Genomic DNA, 23,132 nt, shown 5'->3' with positions numbered 1-23,132 from the left:
CAGGAGACTCTCACGTGTCCATCATCGGAACCATCGTCGTCGGCTTCATCGTCGGCCTCATCGCGCGTGCCCTGAAGCCGGGCAACGACCGCATGGGCCTCATCATGACCACCCTGCTGGGCATCGCCGGCGCGTTCATCGCGCGCTACGCGGGCCAGGCCATGGGCTGGTACACGGCAGGCGAACCCGCCGGCTGGATCGCCTCCGTCATCGGCGCCATCGTGCTGCTGGTGATCTATGGCCTGGTGGCCGGCCGCTCGCGCCGCCTGTGATCGCGCCCGGCGGCCGCGGGCTATGCTCGCGGCCGCATGGGTGAATTCGAGCTGATCGACCGCTACTTCCGGCGCACCGCGGCTTCGCCGCAGGTCGCGCTGGGCGTCGGCGACGACTGCGCACTGCTGCAGCCCACGCCGGGCCGCCAGCTCGCCGTCTCGACCGACCTGCTGCTGGAGGGGCGGCACTTCTTCCCCGGCGCGGACCCACGCGCCCTGGGCCACAAGGCCCTCGCCGTCAACCTGAGCGACCTGGCTGCCTGCGGCGCCCGGCCGCTGGCGTTCACGCTCGCGCTGGCGCTGCCCGCGGTCGACGAAACCTGGCTGGCCGGCTTGTCGCAAGGCCTGCTTGCGCTGGCCGACGCGAGCGGCTGCGCGCTCGTCGGCGGCGACACGACGCGCGGTCCGCTGGCGATCGGCATCACGGTGTTCGGCGAAGTCGAACCCGGCAAGGCGTTGCTGCGCTCGGGCGCACGCGCCGGCGACGACCTCTACGTGAGCGGCTCGCTGGGCGATGCGCGCCTGGCGCTCGAGGCGCTGCAAGGACGCATCGAGCTGCCGCCTGGGCTGCTGGCAAGCGCACGGCAGCGGCTCGACACGCCGCAGCCGCGGCTCGCGCTCGGGCAGGCGCTCGCGGGCGTGGCGACGGCGGCGATCGACGTCAGCGACGGCTTGCTGGGTGACCTCGGCCATGTGCTGAAGCAATCGAACGTCGGCGCGACGGTCGACACCCTTGCGGCGCTGCCGCTGCTCGACAACCTGCAAGCAGCACGCGCTGCGGGCGTGGACGAGTCGCTGCTGCTGCAGTGCGTGCTCGCCGGCGGCGACGATTACGAGCTCGCGTTCACGGCGCTTCCTTCGCACCGCGATGCGGTGGCGACCGCAGCGAAGGCAACGAACACGCGCGTGACGCGCATCGGCTCGATCGATTCGCAGCCCGGCGTGCGGCTGCTGGGCGCCGGCGGGCAGCCGGTGCACGGCCGCTTCGCCTCCTTCGATCACTTCGCGTGACCGTCGCCCGGTGTCGGTGGCCGCACGCCCGGCCGCGTTGGCTGGACATGCGCCTTCTTCTCGCCTTGATCCTCGCGTTCGCGCTCACTGGCGTGGCGGAAGCCAAGGCGCCGCGCACCTTCACCGGCACGGTCACCTCGGTCGTCGATGGCGACACGGTCTGGGTGCGGCCGTCCTGGGGCGGCGCAGCGATCGAGATCCGCGTGCAGGGCATCGACGCGCCCGAAACCTGCCAGGCCTGGGGCGGGCAGGCGAAGGACGCCTTGCGCCAGCACCTCCTGCGCAAGCCCGTGACAGTGCAGGACATCGGGCGTGACATGTACGGGCGGCACCTCGCGCGGCTCGCGCGCGATGGCGAAGACGTCGGTGCCTGGATGGTCTACAACGGGCTGGCCTGGGCTGGACGCTGGCGCGGACGTGCGGGACCGTACGCCAGGCTGCAAACGCAGGCGGTGCACGCGCGGCGTGGCTTGTGGTCGCAGCCGGCGACGGAGCCCTGGCGTTTCCGGCGGCAGCACGGCGGCTGCCCCCGTCCCGCGCGCTGAAGACCCGCGCGGCTACCATTGCCCCGATGCGCGCGCTCGCCTTCGACGACCTGCTGCTGTTCGCCCGCGTGGCCGAGCTGGGCAGCCTGTCGGCCGTCGCGCGCGAACGCGATGCGCCGGTCAGCCAGGTGTCGCGTTCGCTCTCGCGCATCGAAAAGGCGTGCGGCGCGCAGCTCGTGAATCGCTCGACCCATGGCCTGTCGCTCACCGCGGAAGGCCAGACCTTCTTCGGCTACAGCCGGCGCGTGCTGGGCACGCTGGACGAGCTCGAAGGCGAGTTCACGGCCACGTCACGCGAAGCCAGCGGCCTGGTGCGCGTGGCCGCGAGCACCGCGGTGGCGCACTACCACCTCGTCCCCAGCCTGCCCGGGCTGGCCGAGCGCCACCCGAGGCTGCGCATCGAACTGGAAGTCGGCGACCGCATGGCCGACATGGCGCGCGACGGCATCGACATCGCGATCCGCAGCACGCACACGCCGCCGGAAACGTTCGTGGCGCGCCAGATCGGCACCCACGGCCGCGCGCTGTATGCGGCGCGTTCGTACGCCGCCCGCCGCGGGCTGCCGGCGCATCCCGACCAGCTGCGCGACCACCCGTTGGTCACCAATGTCGCGGTGCCCGCGCTCAACCAGTGGCCCTTCCTCGTCGACGGCCGCGAAGTGATCCACGCGGCGGACGGCCACTGGCGCACCAACGACACCAACATGGCGGCATCGATGGTGCTGCAGGGCCTGGGCATCGGCCGCCTCGCGACCATCGTCGGCGACGAGCTGGTGCGCCAGCAGCGCCTGGTGGCGGTGCTGGCGGCGTACGTGGACGCGCAGGCCTTCCCGGTCCATGCCGTCACGGCCGCGGGACGCCAACGGCTGCCGAAGATCCGCGCCTGCATCGACTACTGGGCCGAGTGGTTCGCGCCGACGCGGCGGCGCAAGGCGGTGGCCGCGTGACCACCGACGCGTTGCAGGCCGCGCCCGTCGCGCGGCCCACCCTGCGCTTCCTGTTCTCGCATCCGGCGCATTTCCTTGCCCTGGGTTGCGGCTCCGGGATGAGCCCCATCGCGCCCGGCACCGTCGGCACCTTCTGGGCCTGGGCCGCGTACCTGGTGCTCGCCAGCTGGTGCAGCCCCGCCACCATCGGCTGGGTGCTGCTCGCGCTGCTGGTCGTCGGCTGGTGGTCCAGCACGGTCGCGGCCAGGCGCCTGCGCGTGCTCGACCCGGGCTGGATCGTCGTCGACGAGGTCGTCGCGTTCTGGATCGTGCTGTGGCTGTGGATGCCCGCGTCGTTCTGGGGGCAGCTGGTGGCTTTCGCGCTGTTCCGGTTCTTCGACGCCGTGAAGCCCGGGCCGGTGCGCTGGGCCGACAACCTGTTCCACGGCTTCGGCTGGCGCGGCGGGCTGGGCATCATGCTCGACGACCTGGTGGCGGCGTTCTGCACGCTGCTGGTGCTGGCTCTCTGGAGGACGATCGCATGACGGCATCGACGCACGCGCTGGCAGCGCAAGTCGCCGAGGCGCTGCTCGCGCGCGGCTGGATGCTGGCCACCGCCGAGAGCTGCACCGGCGGCATGATCGCCGCCGCCTGCACCGACCTGGCCGGTTCCAGCCAGTGGTTCGAGCGCGGGTTCGTCACGTACTCGAATGCGGCCAAGAGCGATTCGCTCGGGGTCGATGCCGGCGCGATCGAGACGCACGGCGCCGTCAGCGAAGTCGTCGCGCGCGCGATGGCCTTCGGTGCCGTGCGGCACTCGCAGGCACAGGTGGGCGTCGCCGTCACCGGCATCGCCGGCCCCACCGGAGGCAGCGTGGACAAGCCGGTGGGCACGGTGTGGTTCGGCTTCTGCGTCGACGGCCGCCTGTCCAGCGAGTTGCGCCGGTTCGACGGCGATCGCGCGGCCATCCGCCAGGCGACGGTGCAGCACGCGCTCACGCGCATGCTGGAGCTGGTGCAGGCCACCGGTTAACCCTTGGCGCGGCGCCGGAGACGCCGTGTAGGATGCCCCGCGAAGCCGGGACGCCAGTTCTCTGAGGAGGGGACGCATGCTGCACCTTCGCTACACCACGTTCGCGCTATGCGTCGCGGCGCTTGCCGCGAGCCTCGCCGAACTCACGTGGCATCCCGGGCCGTGGCCGGCGGTGTTCGCGCTGCTGTTCGCGGCGCTCGCGCTCACCGGCGTGCGCGACCTGCGCCAGGCGCGCCACGCGATCCTGCGCAACTACCCCGTCATCGGCCACCTGCGTTTCCTGCTGGAATACGTGCGGCCCGAGATCCGCCAGTACTTCCTGGAGGGCGACACCGAAGCGGCGCCGTTCTCGCGCGCGCAGCGCTCGCTGGTGTACCAGCGCGCCAAGGGCGAGCCGGACAACCGGCCGTTCGGCACCCAGCTGGACGTCGGCCAGAACGGCTACGAGTGGATCAACCATTCGGTCGCGCCGAGCGTCATCGCGTCGTCCGACTTCCGCGTGACCATCGGCGAGGGCCGCGCGCAGCCCTACGACGCCAGCGTGTTCAACATCTCGGCGATGAGTTTCGGCTCGCTGTCGGCCAACGCGATCCTGGCGCTGAACCAGGGCGCCAGGCTCGGGCGCTTCGCGCACGACACCGGCGAGGGCTCCATCTCCGCCCACCACCGCACGAACGGTGGCGACCTGATCTGGGAGATCGGTTCGGGCTACTTCGGCTGCCGCGACGGGCAAGGCGGCTTCGACGAGCAGCGCTTCGTCGCCAATGCCACCGACCCGCAGGTGCGCATGGTCGAGATCAAGTTGAGCCAGGGCGCCAAGCCGGGGCACGGCGGCATCCTGCCCGGCGCGAAGGTCACCCCCGAGATCGCGGACGCGCGCGGCGTGCCGGTGGGCCTCGACTGCATCTCGCCGTCGTCGCACAGCGCGTTCCGCACGCCGGTGGAGCTGCTGGCCTTCGTCGACCGGCTGCGCACGCTGTCGGGAGGCAAGCCGACCGGTTTCAAGTTCTGCGTCGGCCATCCCTGGGAATGGTTCGGCATCGTGCGCGCGATGCTGGAGACCGGCATCACGCCGGACTTCATCGTCGTCGACGGCGCCGAAGGCGGCACCGGGGCGGCGCCGGTGGAATTCAGCGACCACGTCGGGGCGCCGCTGCAGGAGGGCCTGCTGCTGGTGCACGGCACGCTGGTGGGCGCCGGCCTGCGCGACCGCATCCGCATCGGCTGCGCCGGCAAGGTGATCACCGGCTTCGACATCGCGCGGATGATGGCGTTGGGCGCCGACTGGTGCAACGCGGCGCGCGGTTTCATGATGGCGCTCGGCTGCATCCAGGCGCAGGCGTGCCACACGGGCAAGTGTCCGACCGGCGTAACGACCCAGGACCCTGTGCGCCAGCGCGCGCTGGTCGTGCCCGACAAGGCGCAGCGCGTCTTCAACTTCCACCGCCAGACGCTGCATGCGTTGCGCGACCTGGTGCAGGCGGCGGGCCTGCAGCATCCACGCGAGATCACGGCGCACCACATCGTCCGGCGCATCAGCGATACGGAGGTGCGGCTGCTCGCCAACCTCATCCTGCAGGTGCCGGCCGGCGCCTTGCTGGGCCGCGACGTCGACAAGCTCCACAACGTCTTCCGCGTGTACTGGCCGCAGTCGCGCGCCGACCGGTTCGCCCCCGCCGGTTGACAGGGTTGCGCCGCTGCCCGGGCCCGGCGGCACGCGTTAGCATCCCGGCCATGAAGACGAAACTCCTCCTCTCCCTCGTGGCAGCCGCCACCCTGGCCGCCACGTCCCTGCCTGCTGCGGCACAGGCCCAGCCCGGCCGCAAGGTCAACCGCGACGAACTGCGCAAGTGCCTGAACGACGGCGACGCGCTGCGCGCGCGCAGCGACGCCCTCAAGGCGGCCGCCGAGAAGGCACGCCCCAAGCAGGAAGAACTGCAGGCCGAGCGGACCGCGATCGAGGACGAGATCAAGCGCCAGGAAAGCGCGACCAACCAGAGCATGGGCATCGCCACCGGCAACCCGCGCGAGCGCCTCGAGCGCCGCAAGCGCATGTACGAAGCGAAGGTCCAGGACGTGAAGGCTGAAACCGACAAGCTCAACGGCGAGGCGGACCAGCTGAAGGCGGATCTCGCGAAGTACAACGAGGGCTGCAGCGGCATCACCTACGACAAGGAAGACCGCGAGGCGATCGAGAAGGAACGCGGCTCGAAGAAGTGATCGCCCGGGGCCCCTGGGAGCAGGCTCCTAAGCCCCGTGGCACTTCTTGTATTTCTTCCCGCTGCCGCAGGGGCACGGGTCGTTGCGGCCCGGCTCCGGCGCCTTGCGCACCGCGGCCACGCGCGGCCCCAGGCTCTTCCACAGCTGCCGCAGGTCGTACACCGCCCACACCGCCTCGCCGTAGAGCGACAAGCGCTCCTCGCTGACGCTGGGCGGCCCATCCTCCACGTGCATCGACACCGCCGGCACGCCGGTGTCCGGCGCCGCGAGGTCCTCGACCGCGCCGAGCGCGTCCTCCAGCATCGACGCCGCATCGCGGTCGCGCGGCGGCGCCCAGTCGTCCGGCCAGCTGCGCACCGCATGCAGGAAGCCGTGCGCCCAGGTCTCGCCGAACGACGGCAACGTGGCCGGGTCCTCGTCGCCGCGCTCGCCCTCGGGCAAGGCCAGCACCGCGCCGCGCACGTCCAGCATCTCCGGCTGGTAGGACCGCTCGTCCTCCAGCGTCTCGACTTCGGCGTCCAGCGCGTGCTGCACCTCGTGCCAGCGGCGGCGCCAGCGCCAGACGAACTCCATCTGCTCCATCGGGCGGAAGGCCGGGCCGAGCAGGACGGGCCAGTACTCCTCGGGCGGGATCGGGCGGCGGCAGCACACCAGCGCCGCGAGGAAGCCCTCGCAGAACTCCCAGTCGGGCGTGTGCGGCTCGGTGTCGCGCAGCGCATCGAGCACCGCGTCCTGCGCGTCGTAGTCGTCGGGGCCGAGCGGCTGCTCGTCGCGGTCGGTCATGCGGGAAGGGGATCCGGGATCCAGGTGGTGGTGACGTCCACGCCCAGGCGCTGCAGGCGCCTGCGCATCGACAGCACGGCGCGGTCCTTGGACAGCAGCAGCGCGCGGTGGGTCACGGCGAGGTCGATGAACTTCTGGTCGTCGGCGTCGCGGCAGGTCGGAGGCACCTTCGACGGCGACGCCACGTGTTCGACGCAGGCGTCGAACGCCGCGAGCACGGCATCGGGCTCGCGCTCGTGGAACTGCAGGCGGGCCGCGAGGTGCGGGTAGGCGAGCACGCGCTGCAGTTCCTCGCGCATCGCCGCCGTCACGATCCAGCGGTGCCGGCCCGCGTGCAGCGCCTGGCGCAGCGGCGCCGCCGCGGCGTCGGCGAAGACGAACAGGTCCAGCACGATGTTGGTGTCGAGCACGAGCGGGCGCACGTCAGCCTTCCGACGGCGCACGCGTGCGGGCCGAGCCCGCGACCATGTCGAAGCGGAACAGGCGGCACTCGATCGGCCCGTTCCACATCGGCACGCGGCGCGACTCCTTCAGCCGCATCCGCGACGGCAGCTTGAGGTCGGGCGTCAGCACCCAGGCCGTCCAGCCGGCGAAGTTCCGTTTCCAGTGCGTCGCGAGTTCGACGAAGAAGTCGGCGCCGTCGTCGGCCTGCGCGCGCTCGCGGCCGCGCTGCGTGCGGCCCGCCACGCCGGCCGTGCCGATGCGCTCGCCGTAGGGCGGGTTGAGCATCAGCACGCCGGGGACGTCCGAGGGCGGCATGCGCTGCAGCGCATCGCCGCCACGCAGCTGCACGGCGTCGGCCACGCCGGCGCGCTGCGCGTTGCGCTGCGCGAAGTCGACCATGCGGAAGGCCACGTCGCTGCCGAACACCGGTGCGGCCGGCGTACGGCGCGCGGCACGCGCTTGCGCCAGCAGGTCGGCCCAGGCTCGAGGCTCGTGCGGCCGCAGGTGCTCGAAGGCGAAGCGACGCTGCAGCCCCGGCGGGATGCCGCAGGCGATTTGAGCGGCCTCGATGGCGATCGTCCCGCTGCCGCAGCACGGGTCGTACAAGGGCACGTCGCCGGTCCAGCCGCTGGCGGCCAGCATCGCGGCCGCGAGGGTCTCCTTCAGCGGCGCCTCACCCTTGTCCTCGCGCCAGCCGCGCTTGAACAGCGGCTCGCCGGAGGTGTCGATCGACAGCGTGCAGTGCGTCGCGCCCAGGTGCGCATACACGCGTGCATGCGGCCGCTGCGTGTCCACGCTCGGGCGCTCGCCGGCGCGGTCGCGGAAGCGGTCGGCGATCGCATCCTTGATGCGCAAGGCGGCGAAATTCAGGCTGCGCAGCGGGCTCGCATGCGACGTCACTTCCACCTTGAACGTCTGCTTGGTCGTGAACCACTCCTCCCACGCCACGGACTGCCCGAGCGCGTAAAGGTCGTCCTCGCGGGCATACGGGCCGTGCGCGAGCTGCACGAGCACGCGCTGCGCGAGCCGGCTGTGCAGGTTCAGCAGCTGCACTTCGCGCCAGCCGCCGCGCAAGTGCACGCCACCGCGCCCGGGCATGACGTGCGCGAGGCCGGTGATGGCGCCCACCTCGTGGGCGAGCAGCTCCTCGGCGCCACCGGCACAAGGAAGGAACAGGGATTGGTCACGCACTCAGAGGGCCTTGCGAAGGTTGGCGGGCGCGATGCGCAGCGCCTCGCGGTATTTGGCGACGGTGCGGCGCGCGCATTCGATCCCCTGCTCCTTGAGCATCTCCGAGATCTGGCTGTCCGACAGGGGCTTCTTCAGGTCTTCCGCGGCGACGAACTGCTTGATCAGCGCCCGCACCGCGGTGGACGACGCATTGCCGCCGGTCTCGGTGCCCAGCGCGGAGCCGAAGAAGTACTTCAGCTCGTAGGTGCCGAACGGCGTCGCCATGTACTTGGCCGTGGTCACCCGCGAGATCGTCGACTCGTGCAAGCCGAGTTCGTCGGCGATCTCGCGCAGCACCAGGGGCCGCATCGCGAGCTCGCCGTGCACGAAGAAGTTCTTCTGCCGCTCCACGATCGCATTGGACACGCGCAGGATGGTGTCGAAGCGTTGCTGGATGTTCTTGATGAACCAGCGCGCCTCCTGCAGGCGCTGCTGCAGCGCCTGGTGCCCCTCGCCGCGGTGCGCCTTCAGCGCGCTGGCGTAGACGTCGTGCACGCGCAGCCGCGGCATCACGTCGGGATTGAGCTGCACGCGGAAGCGGAACTGGCTGGCGCGGCCGACCTTCGTGACCAGCACGTCGGGCACGACGATGTTGCGCTCGACGTTGACGAAGCGGCGCCCGGGCTTGGGCTCCAGCCGCGCGATCAGGCCGATCGCTGCCTTGATGCGCGCTTCGGTCTCGCCGCACAACGCCGCCAGCCGCTTGACGTCGCGCCGCGCGAGCAGGTCCATCGGGTGGCGGCAGATCGCCAGAGCGGCGCCGCAGGCTTCGTCCTGCCTGGCGCCCAGCGCCCGCAACTGCAGGGCCAGGCACTCGCCGAGGCTGCGCGCGCCGACGCCGGCCGGCTCCAGATGCTGCAGCAGGTGGAGGGCCACCGTGAAGCGGTGCACCAGCTCTTCCTGCTGCTCCAGATCGTCGGGCGCGAGGCTGGCGGCGAGGTCCTCGAGCGAATCCTCCAGGTAGCCATCGTCGTTGAGCGATTCGATGAGGAACCGCAATGCGGCGCGGTCCTCCTCGGGCAGGCGCAGCGACAGCGCCTGCCGGTGCAGGTGGTCCTGCAGCGATTCGTGGCCGCGCGCGAGGTCCGCGGCGTCGACGTCGCCATCGCCCTCGCCCTGCTTGCCGCGCGCCTGCGCGTCGACGCCCCATTCGGCGTCGTCCGGGACCATCTCCGTGCTGCCGTCGCCGTCCCAGTCGCCGGGTTCGCTCTCGGGCGCCGCGCCGTCGCCATCCCCCGCGTCGGCGGTGGCGGCCAGGCGATCGGGCGGCGACGGAACGTCCGGCGCCGCCATCGGCTCGCCGTCGTCAGCCGCCGGCGTGTCGGCGCGGTCGAGGCCGAACTCCTCGCGCGCGGCCTCCTCCTGCGTGATCTCCAGGAACGGGTTGTCGCCCAGCATCTGCTCGACTTCCTGCGCGAGCTCGAGCGTCGACAGCTGCAGCAGGCGGATCGACTGCTGCAGCTGCGGCGTCAGCGCCAGGTGCTGCGAGACGCGAAGCGAAAGACCCTGCTTCATGGGACTGCGGCCGCCGCGTCACATGCGGAAGTGTTCGCCGAGGTAGACCCGCCGCACGTCCGCGTTGTTGACGATGTCCGCCGGCGTTCCCTGCGCCAGCACCTCGCCGTCGCTGATGATGTACGCGTGGTCGCAGATGCCCAGCGTCTCGCGCACGTTGTGGTCGGTGATCAGCACGCCGATGCCGCGCGACTTGAGGAAGCCGATGATTCGCTGGATCTCGATCACCGCGATCGGGTCGATGCCCGCGAACGGTTCGTCCAGCAGGATGAAGCGCGGCTGCGTCGCGAGCGCGCGCGCGATCTCGACCCGGCGCCGCTCGCCGCCCGACAGCGCCAGCGCGGGCGAGTCGCGCAGGTGGTCGACCCGCAGGTCCTGCAGCAGCGCCGTCAAGCGCTCCTCGATCGCCTCGTGCGAGAGCGGCTTGCCGTCGGGGTCATGCTGCAGCTCGAGCACCGCGCGCACGTTGTCGGCGACGTTGAGCTTGCGGAAGATCGACGCTTCCTGCGGCAGGTACGACAGCCCCAGCCGCGAGCGGCGGTGGATCGGCATGTGCTCCACCGGCTGGCCGTCGATCGAGATCTCGCCGGCGTCGGCGCGCACCAGGCCGACGATCATGTAGAACGACGTCGTCTTGCCCGCGCCGTTGGGGCCCAGCAGGCCGACGACCTCACCCTTGTCGACGCCGAGCGAGACGTCCTTGACCACCTTGCGGCTGCCGTAGGTCTTCTGCAGGTGGCGCGCTTCGAGCCGGCTGCGTGCCGGCGTCGCGGCCGCGCCGGTCTCGGCGACGGCCCCGGACTCGATCCTCACTTGGGCTCCCCCGACAGGCCGGGGCTGGGCTTGAGCTGCGCCGGCGGGACCTGCGGGTTGCGCACGGCGGCGCGCGGGGCGCTGCCTGCCGCCGCGGGCGCGGAGGCGCCGTCGCGCGGCGCGAGCACCGCGCGGACGCGGCCGCCGGGGCGCGGCGACGCCGGGCCGCCGTCGACGGTGAACACGTCGGTGGTGTTCTCGTAGGTGATCAGGCTGCCGGTCATCTCGTCGGCGATCTGCGTGCCGCGCAGGCGGCGCATCTCGGCGTTGTCGATGAACTTCACGCGATCAGCCTTGCCGTCGTAGTCGATCGTCTTGCCCTCGCCCTCGATCCACTCGTCCAGGCCTTCGCGCTTCTGCCGGTAGAAGGCGCGCGTGCCCGGCGCGGCGGTCACGACGCCGTACTGGTAGCCGTCCGGATCCTGCCGCACCTCCAGGCGTGCGCCACGGATGAGGATCGTGCCCTTGGTGAGCACGACGCGGCCGGTGAAGACGCTGACCTGGCGCAGGTCGTCGTAGCGCAGCGCGTCGGCCTCGACGTTCATCGGCTTGTCGCGGTCGGCCTTCTCGGCGCTGGCCGCCAGTGGCAACAGGAGGCAGGACGCCAAAACGACGGGCAGCAGGGTGGGTTTCATAACGGCATGAATCTTGCTCGACCCATTGTAGCGAGCGCCCTTTCCGGGGCTCGCAAAAAAGCCCGCTGTCGCGGGCTTTGCTTGACTCGCGTGGAGGAGTCCTTCAGCGGGACTTGCGCGCTTCGCCGACCAGGAACTCGACCACCTGCAGCGCGCGGCCCATGTTGCCGGACAGGGTGCCGTCGGTGTACCAGCGGCCGGCCACACCCAGCGCGGGCACGCCCTCGACCTGGAACCCATCCTGCAGCTGCGTGGCCTTGCGGGCCTTGGCCGACACGGAGAAGGAGTTGTAGGTCTCCTTGAACTTGGCCTGGTCCAGGCCGTTCTTGGCGGCCCAGGCGAGGATTTCCGGTTCCTTGGCCAGCGATTCGCGCGCGCCGTGGATCGCCTGGAACACCTTGCCGTGCAGTTCGTCGACCTTGCCCAGCGCCTCGAGCGTGTAGTACAGGCGCTGCTGGGGCACGAAGTCGTCGCGGAACGCCACCGGCACCCGGCGCAGCACCACGTCCGGCGGCAGCTTCCTGGTCCAGGCGGCCAGCTGCGGCTCGAACGCGTTGCAGTGCGGGCAGCTGTACCAGAAGAATTCGACCACCTCGATCTTGCCGGCCGGCACGTCCTGCGGCACGCGCTTGTCGAGGGTGCGGTACTCGTGGCCGTCCTCGGGCTTCTTCTGGGCGAAGGCCAGGCCGGGCAGGCCCAGGCCCGCCGCGGCGGCGAGGCAGGCGGTGCCCGCGGTGAATTCACGTCGATTGATCACGGATGCTCTCCTTGAGCTCTTCAGAGCGATGCGGCCCGGGTTGGTTCCCGCCTTCAGCGCTGCACGCGCACCAGCGCGGTCTCGATGCCGCCGGCGGCGTCGAGCTTGTCCTTCGCGCGGTCGGCGTCGTCCTTGCGGTCGAACGGCCCCACGCGCACGCGGAACACGGTGCGGCCGGACTGTTCGCGTTCGGTGACCTTGGCCTCGATCCCCATCAGCGACAGCTTGGCGCGCTGCGCCTCGGCATCTTCGGTACTGCGGAAGGCACCGGTCTGGACGAAATAGAGGAACGGTTCGGCCGCGCCGGCACCGGTGCCGGCCTTGGCGGCGGCGAATTCACCGAGCGGGTCGGCGGACGACCGCGGGGCGGGCGCCGATGCGGACGGGCGCGCCGGGGGCGCGTTGCCCGCGGCGGGCGCGGAGCCGGCGACCGCAGGCGCGGGCGGCAGCGGCTTGGCCGGGTTCCGGCCGTACAGCGGCGCGTTCGGGTCCCAGTCCTTGTTCTTCTTCTGCTCGGCGGCCTCCTGCTCGGGAGTGCGGCCCTGGTTCTTGCTCAGGAAGGGCACCGGCACCTTGGTCACGTACACGGCCACCGCCAACGCGGCGGCCAGGCCCAGCACGATGCCGATGACGATGCCGACGAGGGTGTTGCCCCGCTGTCTGTTCATGGAATGGATGCTCACATCTTGTCCGGTGCGCCCACGCCCAGCATCGCCAGGCCGTTGCGCAGCACCTGCGCCGTCGCGGCGACGAGCGCGAGGCGCGCGCGCCGTACGGGCTCGTCATCCACGAGGATGCGCTCGGCATCATAGTAGGAGTGGTACGCGCTCGCGAGGTCGCGCAGGTAGAACGTCACGTCGTGCGGCGCGAAATCGGTCGCGGCGGCGGCGAGCATCTCGGGGTATTTCGCCAGTTGCAGCATCAGCGCCTGCGCCGGCGCGCTGTCCAGCGGCGCCAGGTCGGCCTGCGCCAGCGTGGCGGCGTCGCCGCCCCACGCCGCGAGCACGGAGCGGATGCGCGCATGCGCGTACTGCACGTAGTACACGGGGTTGTCGTTGTTCTGCGCCAGCGCCAGGTCGACGTCGAACGTGTACTCGGTGTCGGGCTTGCGCGAGAGCAGGAAGAACCGCACCGCATCCTTGCTGGTCCACTCGACCAGGTCACGCAGCGTCACGTAGCTGCCGGCGCGCTTGGAGATCTTCACCTCCTCGCCGCCGCGCATCACGCGCACCATGGTGTGCAGCACGTAGTCCGGGAATCCCTGCGGAATGCCGGCGCCCACCGCCTGCAGCCCGGCGCGCACGCGCGCGATGGTGCCGTGGTGGTCGGTGCCCTGGATGTTCACCGCCTTGTGGAAGCCGCGCTCGAACTTCGTGACGTGGTACGCCACGTCGGGCACGAAGTAGGTGTACGTGCCGTCGGACTTGCGCATCACGCGGTCCTTGTCGTCACCGTACTCGGTGGTGCGCAGCCACAGCGCGCCGTCCTGCTCGTAGGTCTTGCCCGCGGCAACGAGGCGCTTGACCGTGTCCTCGACGCGCCCCTGCGTGTACAGGCTGGACTCGAGGTAGTAGTTGTCGAAGCGCACCTGGAACGCCTTCAGGTCCAGGTCCTGCTCGTGGCGCAGGTAGGCCACGGCGAACTGGCGGATGCCGTCGAAGTCCTCGGCGTCGCCGCTGGCGGTGAACTCGCGGTCATCGGCCTTGACCGTCTTCTTCGCGAGGAAGTCGTTGGCGATGTCCTGGATGTAGTCGCCGTTGTAGGCCGCCTCGGGCCACTGGGCGTCGCCCGGCTTGATGCCCTTGGCGCGCAGCTGCGTCGACCTGGCGAGCGTCTCGATCTGCACGCCGGCGTCGTTGTAATAGAACTCGCGGTGGACGTCCCAGCCTTGCGACGCGTACAGGTTGCAGATCGCATCGCCGAGCGCGGCCTGGCGGCCATGGCCCACATGCAGCGGGCCGGTGGGATTGGCCGAGACGAACTCCACCATCATCTTCTGGCCATTGCGCGCGCACACGCCGTACGCATCGCCGGCCTCGAGCACTTCGCGCACCGTCTGCTGCTTGGCCGCGGGCTTCAGGCGGATGTTGAGGAAGCCGGGGCCGGCGATCTCCATCGCGTCGACCCAGCGCTGGAAAGCGGGCGCCTGCTGCAGGTCGGCCTTGAGCGATTCGGCGACCTGGCGCGGATTGAGCTTGAGCGGCTTGGCCAGTTGCAAGGCCGCCGTCACCGCCAGGTCGCCGTGCGCGGCGGCCTTGGGGGATTCGAACGCGGCCTTGGCGCCGGCGCCGGGCGACAGCTTGTCGAGCCCGGCCGCGAGCGCGGCGAGCAGGTCGTCTTTCACGAGGAGCATCGGGGGATTCTAAGAAACCGCCCGGTCCACGCCGGCGACACGGTCCGTCGGCAGGTCTGGGGAGCCTCCCCTGCGACTTCAGGACGCGCGCGGCGCGGGTGCGGCTCTACAACCCGCTTCCCATCCACTCGTTGCCCCGGGAGGCACCATGCGCACCATCGTCACCCTCACGTTCGTCCTCGCCGCGTTCGCGGCCGGCGCCAGCCACGCCGCCAGCGACCGCAAGCCCGCGGACGCGCAACCCGCGCAGCACTCGCGCATGAAGGACTGCAGCGCCGGCGCCAAGGCCAAGGGCCTGAAGGGCGACGAGCGCAAGGCGTTCATGAGCGACTGCCTCAAGAAGAAGGACTGAGGCCGCCCAGCGCGGCCGGCCGCGTCAGCCGCCGAAGCCGAAGCCACGCGCCAGGAAGGCGGCGGGCAGCGGGATCAGCGGCAGGATGTGCCCGGCCCGCATCACCAGCTTGCGCACGCGGCGGATCTCCGCTTCGTCGGGCAGCGTGCCCTGCGCGCGCAACGCGACGCGCCAGCGCGCCATCGCGCGGCTGGCGACTATCGACAACGCGGCCATCAGCAGGAACATCAGCACCTTGGCGTGCAGCAGCCAGTTGGCGGCGTAGAACGCCGGCGGCTTGGCGCCCCACAGCAAGCGGATCACGCCGGTCACCAGCACCGCGCCCATCGCGATCCAGTAGATGCGGTCGACGGTGCCGAGCCGCTCGACGACCTTCGCGTTGAGCCACTCGGGCCGGCACAGCGCGGCCTGGCTGGTGAGGAACACGACGACCGTGAGGATCGCCGCGATGTGGAGGTATTGGAGGATCGCGTCGGTGGTCATGTCAGGCGCCGCGCCAAAACTCGGGCCGGCTGAACTGTTGCTTCAGGAATTCGATCCACAGGCGCACGCGCACCGGCAGGTGCTTGCGCTGCGGGAACACGGCGTAGATGCCGTTGGGTGGCGCCGCGAACGGCGCGAGCACTTCCACCAGCCGGCCCGAGGCGATCTCGGCTTCCACTTCCCAGGTGCTGCGCCACGCGATGCCGTAGCCCTGCAGGCACCAGTCGTGCAGCACCTGGCCGTCGGAACAGGCGAGCGGACCGTTGGGGCGCAGGTGGACCACCTCGTGGCCGTTCTCCGCCTCTTCGGCACCCCTCGAGCGCGCGGCTGAACGGGTGGCGCCAGCGTCCGTGAGGACGCTTTCGATGTTCCGCCCTTGGGCGGTCCGCGGAACGCCGTCGTCCGCAAGGACGACTTCCTTGTGCCGCCCTTGGGCGATTCGCGGAACGCGAAACGCCCACCCGCGCACTTGGGACGCGTCGCTCGACAGCGTCAGGCAGTCGAAGCGCGACAGGTCGTTCGGGTGCTCCGGCGTGCCGTGCTTGCGCAGGTACTCGGGGGTGGCCACGCACAGGCGCCGGTTGTCCGCCAGCCGCATGCTCACCAGCGACGAATCGGACAGGTCGCCCACGCGCACCGCGCAGTCGTAGCCCTCGCCCGCGAGGTCGACGACGCGATCGCTGAGGTTGAGCGAGATCGTCACGTCCTTGTGCTGCTCGCGAAAGCGCGGCACCAGCGGCGCGACATGGCGGCGGCCGAAGCCCGCAGGCGCCGTGACGCGCAGGTGACCGCTGGCCTTAACGCCGCCGGCACTGACGCTGGCTTCGGCGTTGGCGATGTCGGCCAGCAGCCGCTGGCAGTCCTCGAGGAAGGCGCTGCCTTCATGGGTCAGTGTCAGCCGCCGCGTGGTGCGCACCAGCAGCTTCACGCCCAGCCGTTCTTCCAGTGCGTCGAGCCGGCGACCCATGATCGCCGGTGCCACGCCTTCCGCTTTCGCCGCCGCGGTGAGGCTGCCGCGGGTGGCGACCGACACGAAGGATTCCAGCTGCTTCAGCTTGTCCATGGAGGCGTTGATTATGCGCACGCAGGTCAAGAATCGTGGGCGTGAGAACCTCAATTACCGTTGAGTTCTATGGAAGATCGGTTCGAACACTGCGCCACGTGAGCCAGGTTTGGCCCTGCGGCAGGCTCCGCAACCCATCCATTAGGTGCAGCGAAGTTCAGAATCAATTCACTGCAGCGCCTCTAAAGCAGGGCTCCGGGTTGGAATACAGTCACGCGCTGCGCGCGGACCACCGCGCCGCCCTGTCTCGCAACGCATTGGAGTCCCGCATGACCGCCCGCACGTCCGTCCACCGCCTCGAGGTCGCCACCGAGCTGTACCGCTTCATCGAAGACCAGGTCCTTCCCGGGACCGGCGTCGACAGCGCGGCCTTCTGGAAGGGCTTCGATGCCGTCGTGCACGACCTGGCCCCGAAGAACATGGCGCTGCTGGCCGAGCGCGACCGCCTGCAGGCCGAGCTCGATCGCTGGCACAAGGCCAATCCGGGCCCGATCCGCGACGCCTCGGCGTACCGCAAGTTCCTGGAGGACATCGGCTACCTCGCGCCGCATCCGAAAGGCGCGAAGACGACCACGACCAACGTCGACGCGGAACTCGCGCTGCAGGCCGGCCCGCAACTGGTGGTGCCGATCCTGAATGCGCGCTACGCGCTGAACGCGGCCAACGCGCGCTGGGGCTCGCTCTACGACGCGCTGTACGGCACCGACGCCATCCCGGAAACCGGGGGCGCGGAAAAGGGTCCGGGCTACAACGAAGTGCGTGGCGCCAAGGTGATCGCCTACGCGCGCCAGGTGCTGGACGAAGCCGCGCCGCTGGCGTCCGGCTCGCACAAGGACGCGACGGCGTACCGCGTCGAAGGCGGCCAGCTGGGCGTCGCTTTGCGCGGTGGTGCCACGACCGGCCTGAAGGACCCCGCCAAGTTCATCGGCTACCGCGGCGACGCGGCGGCACCCAGCTCGGTCCTGCTGCGCAACCACGGCATCCACCTGGACATCCTCATCGACCGCAACTCGCCGATCGGCAGCACCGACGCGGCCGGCGTGAGCGACGTGGTGCTGGAAGCGGCGCTGTCGACCATCATGGACCTCGAGGATTCCGTGGCCGTGGTCGACGCGCAGGACAAGGTGCTCGCGTATGCCAACTGGCTCGGCATCCTCAAGGGCACGCTCACCGAGCAGGTCAGCAAGGGCGGGAAGACGTTCACCCGCGGCCTCAACAAGGACCGCGAATACACGGCGCCCGCCGGCGGCAAGGTGGTGCTGCACGGCCGCTCGCTGCTGTTCGTGCGCAACGTCGGCCACCTGATGACCAACCCCGCGATCCTGTGGGATGGCGGCAAGGAAATCCCTGAAGGCATCCTCGACGCGATGGTGACGACCGCCATCTCGATCCACGACCTGAAGAAGGGCGGCGCAGCATCGGGAAGCGTCGCCTCGCACGGCGACGCGGGAATCCGCAACTCGCGCACCGGCTCGGTCTACATCGTCAAACCGAAGATGCATGGCCCGGCGGAAGCGGCCTTTGCCGATGAACTCTTCACGCGCGTCGAAACGGTGCTGGGGCTGCCTGCGAACACGGTGAAGCTGGGCATCATGGACGAGGAGCGCCGCACCAGCGTCAACCTGCAGGCCTGCATCGCGGCGTCGCCCGCGCGGGTCGCCTTCATCAACACCGGCTTCCTCGATCGCACCGGCGACGAGATCCACACCGCGATGCACGCGGGCCCGATGATCCGCAAGGGCGAGATGAAGGCCACGCCGTGGATCCAGGCCTACGAACGCAGCAACGTGCTGGTCGGCCTGGCCTGCGGCCTGCGTGGCCGCGCGCAGATCGGCAAGGGCATGTGGGCGATGCCCGACCTGATGGCGGCGATGCTGGAACAGAAGATCGCGCACCCGAAGGCCGGCGCCAACACCGCGTGGGTGCCTTCACCCACCGCCGCGACGCTGCACGCCCTGCACTACCACCGCGTCGACGTCGCGGCCGTGCAGCGCGAGATGGAGTCGATCGACGCCGACGCCGAGCGCGAGAAGCTGCTCGCGGGCCTGCTCACCGTGCCGGTCGCGGAGAAGCCGACCTGGTCGACCGAGGAGCGCCAGCAGGAGCTGGACAACAACGTGCAGGGCATCCTGGGCTACGTCGTGCGCTGGATCGACCAGGGCGTGGGCTGCTCCAAAGTGCCGGACATCCACAACGTCGGCCTGATGGAAGACCGCGCGACGCTGCGCATCTCCAGCCAGCACATCGCCAACTGGCTGCAGCACGGCATCGTCACCGAGGACCAGGTGCGCGAGACCTTCCGCCGCATGGCCGCGGTCGTCGACAAGCAGAACGCCGGTGATCCTCTCTACAAGCCGATGGCGGGCAACTGGGAGACGTCGTACGCGTTCCGCGCCGCGCAGGACCTCGTGTTCAAGGGCAAGGAGCAGCCGTCCGGCTACACCGAGCCGCTGCTGCACGCGTGGCGCCTGCGTGTGAAGAGCGAGGCCTGATCCGCTTTTCGTCGCCGCCACGACAGCGGCCACGCGCGAGTCGTAAGGCTTGTCACCAAACGCTTCGAACTGCTGGGCCCGCAGCTGGAACACATCGGTAGCTGCCTAGACTGCCAAGCGCAGCCATGGCCGCTTTCCCGCCCCTCGTCCGTTCCAGCATCGAAGAAGCCATCGCGCGTGCCCCCGCGCTGCTGGAGCGCGCGCTCGACCACGCAGCCGCCGCCCTGGAGGAAGCCGCCGAAAGCGGCGCCGTGTTCCAACGCCGTGACTGGCGCGACGCCGCCCAGGAACTGCGTACCGGCCGCAGCGCCTGGCTGCGCGATTTCGCCCCCCAACTGCGACAAGTGCTCCAGCAGGACCACGCCCCCCGCGGCCCGCGCATCCATCCTTCGACGCTGACGCTGGTCGACGACGACACGGTGCAGCAGAGCATCGAGAGCTCCCGCCTCGCGCAAGCCATCGCGGGGACCCTCGAGCAGCCGCTGGCCGAACTCGATGCGGTCATGAGCGCGGCGCTCGGACTCGAGGCCATCACGCCGGAAGCGAATCCGCTGCAGCCGGAGCGCTTCACGACGGCGTTGCGCAACGTGCTGGCGACCGATGCCGCGCCGGGCCGCACCGGCCTGTGGATGCGGCACATGGCGCGCCCGGTCGGCGACGACCTCGTGGCCATCTACAAGGCCGCTTCGAAATCCTTGCAACGCGCAGGCGTGCGCGCTGCGGGCTATCGCCTCGTCACGGGCGCGGCACCGCTGATGCGCGAGTCGCAGCCGCTGCCCCTCGAACGCGAGTCGAGGGCAGCACCCCTCGAACCCGCCTCCCGCCCCTCGCCTTTACAGGGTGCTGCGCCGCCTGCACCCACGCCGAGCGGCATCGGCCGCTGGCTCGGCCGCGCGCTCGAAGCCATGCCGGGGCCGCTGCTGCGCGACTTCCTCAACGGCACCTCGGGTCCGAGGCTGCCGGCACGCCAGCTGCTGGACTCCAGCTGGGATGACTGGGTAGCGCAGGAACTGGCGCAACTCGAGGCGAGCGAGGACGAAGCCCCGCCGCTGCCCGTCCAGGACGAGCAGCGTCACGCGCACCTTCCGCCCCTGGAGCGGCCCGCGCGTGTGGTGGGCACCGGCACGGCGCTGCGGCCGGAGGACTGGGGCCGCTACGCCGCGCCGCGCCAGCGCTCGATCGCACGTTCGCAGGCCAGGCGGCAGGCGCGCGAGGTGGGACAGGTCGTCGGCGTCGAGGTGGTGCGGCAACTCGTCGAGGAAGTCGCCCGCGACCGCCGGCTGCCGGCCCCGGTGCGCGAAGCCATCGTCGCGCTGGAGCCCGCGCTCGCGCGCATGGCGCTGCACGCGCCGCGCTTCTTCGGCCAGCAGGACCACCCGGCCCGCCAGCTGGTCGAGGCCGTCGCCGAGCGCAGCCTGCGCTTCAACGACGAATGGGACGACGGCTTCCGCGGGTTCCTGGCGCCGGTGCGGGCGTCCTTCAACGCGCTGAACGGCGCCGACGCGGCGGATGGCGAGACGCTGTTCTCGCAGTCGCTGCAGCGGTTGCGCGCCGACTGGTCCCGCGCGGACGAGGCGGCCGTGCAGCGCCAGGACCAGGTGATGCAGGCGGTGCGCTTCGCCGAGCAGCGCCAGGCCGAAGCCGGCCGCATCGCGTGGGACCTCAGCCACCGCAGCGACCTGGACGGCGCGCCGGCGCTGGTGCAGGACTTCCTGTTCGGTCCCTGGGCGCTGGTGCTCGCGCATGCGCGCCTCGCCGCGCCGGCGGGACAGGTCGATCCTGGCGGCTATCTGGCCGCGATCACGGACTTGTTGTGGAGCGTCAAGCCGGCCGCGACGCTGAAGGACCCCGCCCGTGCGTTCGAGCTGATCCCGCGCGTGATGCTCAAGTTGCGCGAGGGCCTGCTGTCGGTGGGCCATCCCGACGAGGAGACGGCGCAGTTCTTCGCCGGGCTGGAGCAGCTGCACCGGCCGGTGCTGAAGCTGCGTGCCCGCTTGCGCAAGCAGGCACTGCCGCCGCCCATCGAGCCGTCGCCCGAACTCGCGCAACGGCTGGCGCCCGCGCAGCCTCGCAAGCCGGCCGCACGCGCGGACCTCTGGCTGGCGCCGCGGGAAGTGCGCGCGCTCGGCTTCGAGGAAGCGCCCGGCAGCGTGCCCTTGGCCGCGGACGGCGCGGGCCCGCAGCGCGGCGAGGCGCTGGTCGACGCGATCGCCCAAGGCGCCTGGGTCGACCTGTTCGCCAAGGGCCGCTGGCGGCGCGCCCGCCTCGTGTGGGCCGGCTCGCGCCGGTCGCTCTTCATGTTCGCCAGCGATGGCGGCGAGCCGCATTCGATGAGCCGCCGCAGCCTGCTGCGGCTGGTGCAGAACGGCCACCTGCGCCTGGTCGACGCCCACCCGGTCGTGCAGCGCGCGCTCGATGCGCTGTCGACGGCGCAGGCGCAGCCACTCGCCGCCTGATCAGGCCTGCATGCGGCGCGACAGCTCGCTGCCGCGCGCGAGCAGGAACTCGCGTAGTCGCTGCGGGTAGTCGGGCGACACCGCTTCGCGCACGGACGCGCGCTGCGCGAGGGCGACGCTCCAGGCACGCACGTGAGGCGTGGCGTCGAACCAGCCGGTGTCGCCGACGGCTTCGAACGTGTCGAAGTAGCGGAACACGGGTGCGAACACCGCGTCGACGATGCCGAAGGCTTCACCCGCGAACCACGGTCCTTGCGCATCGAGCGCCGCTTCGAGTTGCGCGAAGCGTTGGAGCAGCGCCTCACGCCGCGCCTGCAACGCCGCCGCATCGGGCGCCGTGTAGTACGCCCAGACCGAGTTCAGCACCTGCGAGCCGAACTCCATCCAGCCGCGATGCCACGCGCGTTCCAGGGCATCCGCGGGATGCAGCCGCGGCGCAAGCGTCTCGTCCAGGTACTCGCAGATCACGGCCGACTCGAACACCGGTTCGTCGCGGACCAGCAGCACCGGCGTCTTGCCCAGCGGCGAGATGGCGGTGAACCAGGCCGGCTTGTCGGCCAGGTCCACCCAGCGCCGCTCGAACGGCACGCCTTTCTCGCGCAGGACGATCGCCGCGCGCTGCACATAGGGGCAAAGCGCGTGGCTGACCAGCACCAGCGTGTCAGGCACGGACCAGTCCTTCGGCGACGAGCGCCTCGTGCACGGCCGGCCGCGCCTCGACGCGCTGCAGGTACGCCTGCACGTTCGGGTAGGCCTTGAGCGACATGCCGATCATCGGCGCCCAGCGGGCGATGGTGAACGCGTAGGCGTCCGCGACGCTGAAGCGATCGCCCACGAGCCACTCGCGACCGGCCAGGCGCGAGTCCAGGTCGCCCAGGCGCAGCGCGATCCTGGCCTGCACCGCCTTGCGCGTGGAGTCGGCGGTCTCCTTGTGGAACAGCCAGGGGCTGAAGGCCTTGTGCAGTTCGCTGGAGATGAACGTGAGCCACTGCAGCACCTCGAAGCGCTCGCGGCTGCCGAAGGCGGGAATCAGGCCGCTGGCGGGCGCGCTGTCGGCGACGTGCTGCAGCAGCGCGGCGACTTCGGTGTGGCGGCTGCCGTCCTCGAGTTCGAGCACGGGCACGTAGCCGCGCGGATTCACGGCGCGGAAGTCACCGCCGTCGGCGACGCGGGCGGCTTCGGTGTCGACCTTGGCCAGCGTGAACGGCAGGTCCGATTCGCGCAGCGCGATGTGGACGGCCAGCGAGCAGTAGGCGGGCGAGAAATAGAGCTTCATCGTGGTTCTCCTTGGGGTGGTGGAAGGGATCAGGCGGGAACGAGGACAGCGCTGCGGCGTGCGGCGAACGCGCCGTCGCCGAGCAGCCAGTGCGCCAGCGATGCGGCGAGCAGGAACACCGGGTACTCCCATCCGCCGTTGGGCGCGGTGAACACCCAGCCGTTGGGGAAGTGCACCCACGCGGCGACGGCGAGGATGGGCGACAGCAGCAGCGAGACCTGGCGGCCGTAGAAGCCGGCGAGGATCGCGACGCCGCCGAGGATTTCGGCGGCGACGACCGGGTACACGAGCACGCCGGGCAGGCCGACGGAGATGAAGAACTTGGAGGCGCCCGGCAGCGTGAACACCAGCACCTTGAGCAGGGCGTGGCTGATCCACATCGCGCCGAGCGCGACGCGCAGCACGGTGCCGGCGGCCGGCACGGAGGGAGGGCAAGAGGAGGTCATGGAGGAGGTCCTTGTGGGTAGGGAGCC

General features: G+C 70.9%; 25 protein-coding genes. 11 read left to right on the top strand and 14 right to left on the bottom strand.

From position 1 onward, the window contains the following. Positions 1–14 precede the first annotated feature (14 nt). The 8 genes from I8E28_RS03070 (at position 15) to I8E28_RS03035 (ending at position 6,007) form a co-directional block, all read left to right on the top strand. Positions 15–272 (top strand): GlsB/YeaQ/YmgE family stress response membrane protein, encoded by a 258-nt coding sequence (locus I8E28_RS03070; protein ID WP_338050710.1) that lies wholly within the window; start codon positions 15–17, stop codon positions 270–272. Between the two features lie 36 nt (positions 273–308). Further along, positions 309–1,283 carry a thiamine-phosphate kinase gene (thiL, locus tag I8E28_RS03065; protein WP_200786372.1) on the top strand — a complete coding sequence of 325 codons (975 nt, stop codon included), beginning with the start codon at positions 309–311 and terminating at the stop codon, positions 1,281–1,283. A gap of 47 nt (positions 1,284–1,330) precedes the next feature. Further along, positions 1,331–1,828, top strand: a complete 498-nt coding sequence (locus I8E28_RS03060) for a thermonuclease family protein (RefSeq protein ID WP_200786371.1) — start codon at positions 1,331–1,333, stop codon at positions 1,826–1,828. A gap of 26 nt (positions 1,829–1,854) precedes the next feature. Then, a complete protein-coding gene (locus I8E28_RS03055; RefSeq protein WP_200786370.1) occupies positions 1,855–2,775 on the top strand; it encodes a LysR family transcriptional regulator in 921 nt (306 codons plus the stop codon). Beyond that, positions 2,772–3,299 carry a phosphatidylglycerophosphatase A gene (locus I8E28_RS03050; protein WP_200786369.1) on the top strand — a complete coding sequence of 176 codons (528 nt, stop codon included), beginning with the start codon at positions 2,772–2,774 and terminating at the stop codon, positions 3,297–3,299. Before I8E28_RS03055 ends, I8E28_RS03050 begins: the two co-directional genes overlap by 4 nt. Beyond that, positions 3,296–3,787 carry a CinA family protein gene (locus tag I8E28_RS03045; RefSeq protein WP_200786368.1) on the top strand — a complete coding sequence of 164 codons (492 nt, stop codon included), beginning with the start codon at positions 3,296–3,298 and terminating at the stop codon, positions 3,785–3,787. The genes I8E28_RS03050 and I8E28_RS03045 overlap by 4 nt, the downstream gene beginning before the upstream one ends. A gap of 76 nt (positions 3,788–3,863) precedes the next feature. Continuing rightward, positions 3,864–5,471, top strand: a complete 1,608-nt coding sequence (locus tag I8E28_RS03040; protein WP_200786367.1) for an FMN-binding glutamate synthase family protein — start codon at positions 3,864–3,866, stop codon at positions 5,469–5,471. Positions 5,472–5,521: 50 nt separating this feature from the next. After that, positions 5,522–6,007, top strand: a complete 486-nt coding sequence (locus tag I8E28_RS03035; RefSeq protein WP_200786366.1) for a hypothetical protein — start codon at positions 5,522–5,524, stop codon at positions 6,005–6,007. 27 nt (positions 6,008–6,034) lie between these two features. On the opposite strand, the gene I8E28_RS03030 is transcribed toward I8E28_RS03035, so the two are convergent. From I8E28_RS03030 to argS, 9 genes are all read right to left on the bottom strand, one after another. Next, positions 6,035–6,790, bottom strand: coding sequence for a YecA/YgfB family protein (locus I8E28_RS03030; protein ID WP_200786365.1), 756 nt, complete (start codon positions 6,788–6,790; stop codon positions 6,035–6,037). Continuing rightward, positions 6,787–7,212, bottom strand: coding sequence for a putative toxin-antitoxin system toxin component, PIN family (locus I8E28_RS03025; protein ID WP_200786364.1), 426 nt, complete (start codon positions 7,210–7,212; stop codon positions 6,787–6,789). The genes I8E28_RS03030 and I8E28_RS03025 overlap by 4 nt, the downstream gene beginning before the upstream one ends. A 1-nt stretch (position 7,213) precedes the next feature. Continuing rightward, on the bottom strand, positions 7,214–8,425 hold the full coding sequence (locus I8E28_RS03020) for a THUMP domain-containing class I SAM-dependent RNA methyltransferase (RefSeq protein ID WP_338050709.1): 1,212 nt from the start codon (positions 8,423–8,425) through the stop codon (positions 7,214–7,216). Next, positions 8,426–9,979 carry an RNA polymerase factor sigma-54 gene (locus I8E28_RS03015; RefSeq protein WP_200786363.1) on the bottom strand — a complete coding sequence of 518 codons (1,554 nt, stop codon included), beginning with the start codon at positions 9,977–9,979 and terminating at the stop codon, positions 8,426–8,428. A gap of 18 nt (positions 9,980–9,997) precedes the next feature. Continuing rightward, positions 9,998–10,786: an LPS export ABC transporter ATP-binding protein gene (gene lptB / locus I8E28_RS03010; protein WP_200790238.1), complete on the bottom strand. Its 789-nt coding sequence runs from the start codon at positions 10,784–10,786 to the stop codon at positions 9,998–10,000. Between the two features lie 2 nt (positions 10,787–10,788). Further along, complete coding sequence (gene lptA / locus I8E28_RS03005) at positions 10,789–11,427, bottom strand: lipopolysaccharide transport periplasmic protein LptA (protein WP_200786362.1); 639 nt, start codon at positions 11,425–11,427, stop codon at positions 10,789–10,791. A 103-nt stretch (positions 11,428–11,530) separates the two neighbouring features. Beyond that, positions 11,531–12,181, bottom strand: a complete 651-nt coding sequence (locus tag I8E28_RS03000; RefSeq protein ID WP_200790235.1) for a DsbA family protein — start codon at positions 12,179–12,181, stop codon at positions 11,531–11,533. A 56-nt stretch (positions 12,182–12,237) separates the two neighbouring features. Further along, entirely contained in the window at positions 12,238–12,852 is a 615-nt protein-coding gene (locus I8E28_RS02995; protein WP_200786361.1) for an SPOR domain-containing protein, read from the bottom strand. Between the two features lie 11 nt (positions 12,853–12,863). After that, complete coding sequence (argS, locus tag I8E28_RS02990) at positions 12,864–14,537, bottom strand: arginine--tRNA ligase (RefSeq protein ID WP_200786360.1); 1,674 nt, start codon at positions 14,535–14,537, stop codon at positions 12,864–12,866. Positions 14,538–14,685: 148 nt separating this feature from the next. On the opposite strand from argS, the gene I8E28_RS02985 reads away from it, so the two are divergent. Next, positions 14,686–14,889 (top strand): PsiF family protein, encoded by a 204-nt coding sequence (locus I8E28_RS02985; protein ID WP_200786359.1) that lies wholly within the window; start codon positions 14,686–14,688, stop codon positions 14,887–14,889. Between the two features lie 24 nt (positions 14,890–14,913). Here the strand turns inward: I8E28_RS02985 and I8E28_RS02980 are convergent, their stop codons facing one another. Together I8E28_RS02980 and I8E28_RS02975 are read right to left on the bottom strand one after the other, a co-directional pair. Further along, positions 14,914–15,372 carry a DUF2214 family protein gene (locus tag I8E28_RS02980; RefSeq protein WP_200786358.1) on the bottom strand — a complete coding sequence of 153 codons (459 nt, stop codon included), beginning with the start codon at positions 15,370–15,372 and terminating at the stop codon, positions 14,914–14,916. Between the two features lies 1 nt (position 15,373). Further along, a complete protein-coding gene (locus I8E28_RS02975; protein ID WP_200786357.1) occupies positions 15,374–16,435 on the bottom strand; it encodes a LysR family transcriptional regulator in 1,062 nt (353 codons plus the stop codon). Positions 16,436–16,704: 269 nt separating this feature from the next. Here I8E28_RS02975 and I8E28_RS02970 point away from each other — a divergent pair, with 269 nt between their 5' ends. Then, positions 16,705–18,927, top strand: coding sequence for a malate synthase G (locus I8E28_RS02970; protein WP_200786356.1), 2,223 nt, complete (start codon positions 16,705–16,707; stop codon positions 18,925–18,927). Between the two features lie 125 nt (positions 18,928–19,052). Next, positions 19,053–21,383 (top strand): DUF1631 family protein, encoded by a 2,331-nt coding sequence (locus I8E28_RS02965; protein WP_200786355.1) that lies wholly within the window; start codon positions 19,053–19,055, stop codon positions 21,381–21,383. Here the strand turns inward: I8E28_RS02965 and I8E28_RS02960 are convergent, their stop codons facing one another. Genes I8E28_RS02960 through I8E28_RS02950 form a run of 3 tightly spaced genes read right to left on the bottom strand, consistent with a single transcriptional unit; the run spans position 21,384 to position 23,105 of the window. Next, complete coding sequence (locus I8E28_RS02960; protein ID WP_200786354.1) at positions 21,384–22,052, bottom strand: glutathione S-transferase N-terminal domain-containing protein; 669 nt, start codon at positions 22,050–22,052, stop codon at positions 21,384–21,386. Further along, complete coding sequence (gene gstA / locus I8E28_RS02955) at positions 22,045–22,659, bottom strand: glutathione transferase GstA (protein WP_200786353.1); 615 nt, start codon at positions 22,657–22,659, stop codon at positions 22,045–22,047. Before gstA ends, I8E28_RS02960 begins: the two co-directional genes overlap by 8 nt. A gap of 29 nt (positions 22,660–22,688) precedes the next feature. Continuing rightward, entirely contained in the window at positions 22,689–23,105 is a 417-nt protein-coding gene (locus I8E28_RS02950) for a DoxX family protein (RefSeq protein ID WP_200786352.1), read from the bottom strand. Between the last annotated feature and the right edge of the window lie 27 nt (positions 23,106–23,132).

The sequence above is a fragment of the Ramlibacter algicola genome (genome assembly GCF_016641735.1).
Taxonomy (GTDB): domain Bacteria; phylum Pseudomonadota; class Gammaproteobacteria; order Burkholderiales; family Burkholderiaceae_C; genus Ramlibacter; species Ramlibacter algicola.
The sequence above is the reverse complement of the archived record's forward strand: the minus strand, read 5'-3'. Positions and strand labels throughout refer to the sequence as shown.

Coding starts and splice junctions, on each gene's coding strand:
- I8E28_RS02985 (WP_200786359.1), top strand. CDS start 14,686: ATGCGCACCATCGTCACCCTCACGTTCGTCCTCGCCGCGTTCGCGGCC.
- I8E28_RS03055 (WP_200786370.1), top strand. CDS start 1,855: ATGCGCGCGCTCGCCTTCGACGACCTGCTGCTGTTCGCCCGCGTGGCC.
- I8E28_RS03040 (WP_200786367.1), top strand. CDS start 3,864: ATGCTGCACCTTCGCTACACCACGTTCGCGCTATGCGTCGCGGCGCTT.
- I8E28_RS02950 (WP_200786352.1), bottom strand. CDS start 23,105: ATGACCTCCTCTTGCCCTCCCTCCGTGCCGGCCGCCGGCACCGTGCTG.
- I8E28_RS02995 (WP_200786361.1), bottom strand. CDS start 12,852: ATGAACAGACAGCGGGGCAACACCCTCGTCGGCATCGTCATCGGCATC.
- I8E28_RS03015 (WP_200786363.1), bottom strand. CDS start 9,979: ATGAAGCAGGGTCTTTCGCTTCGCGTCTCGCAGCACCTGGCGCTGACG.
- thiL (WP_200786372.1), top strand. CDS start 309: ATGGGTGAATTCGAGCTGATCGACCGCTACTTCCGGCGCACCGCGGCT.
- gstA (WP_200786353.1), bottom strand. CDS start 22,659: ATGAAGCTCTATTTCTCGCCCGCCTACTGCTCGCTGGCCGTCCACATC.
- lptA (WP_200786362.1), bottom strand. CDS start 11,427: ATGAAACCCACCCTGCTGCCCGTCGTTTTGGCGTCCTGCCTCCTGTTG.
- I8E28_RS03045 (WP_200786368.1), top strand. CDS start 3,296: ATGACGGCATCGACGCACGCGCTGGCAGCGCAAGTCGCCGAGGCGCTG.
- I8E28_RS03035 (WP_200786366.1), top strand. CDS start 5,522: ATGAAGACGAAACTCCTCCTCTCCCTCGTGGCAGCCGCCACCCTGGCC.
- I8E28_RS02970 (WP_200786356.1), top strand. CDS start 16,705: ATGACCGCCCGCACGTCCGTCCACCGCCTCGAGGTCGCCACCGAGCTG.
- argS (WP_200786360.1), bottom strand. CDS start 14,537: ATGCTCCTCGTGAAAGACGACCTGCTCGCCGCGCTCGCGGCCGGGCTC.
- I8E28_RS03030 (WP_200786365.1), bottom strand. CDS start 6,790: ATGACCGACCGCGACGAGCAGCCGCTCGGCCCCGACGACTACGACGCG.
- I8E28_RS02980 (WP_200786358.1), bottom strand. CDS start 15,372: ATGACCACCGACGCGATCCTCCAATACCTCCACATCGCGGCGATCCTC.
- I8E28_RS02965 (WP_200786355.1), top strand. CDS start 19,053: ATGGCCGCTTTCCCGCCCCTCGTCCGTTCCAGCATCGAAGAAGCCATC.
- I8E28_RS03060 (WP_200786371.1), top strand. CDS start 1,331: ATGCGCCTTCTTCTCGCCTTGATCCTCGCGTTCGCGCTCACTGGCGTG.
- I8E28_RS02975 (WP_200786357.1), bottom strand. CDS start 16,435: ATGGACAAGCTGAAGCAGCTGGAATCCTTCGTGTCGGTCGCCACCCGC.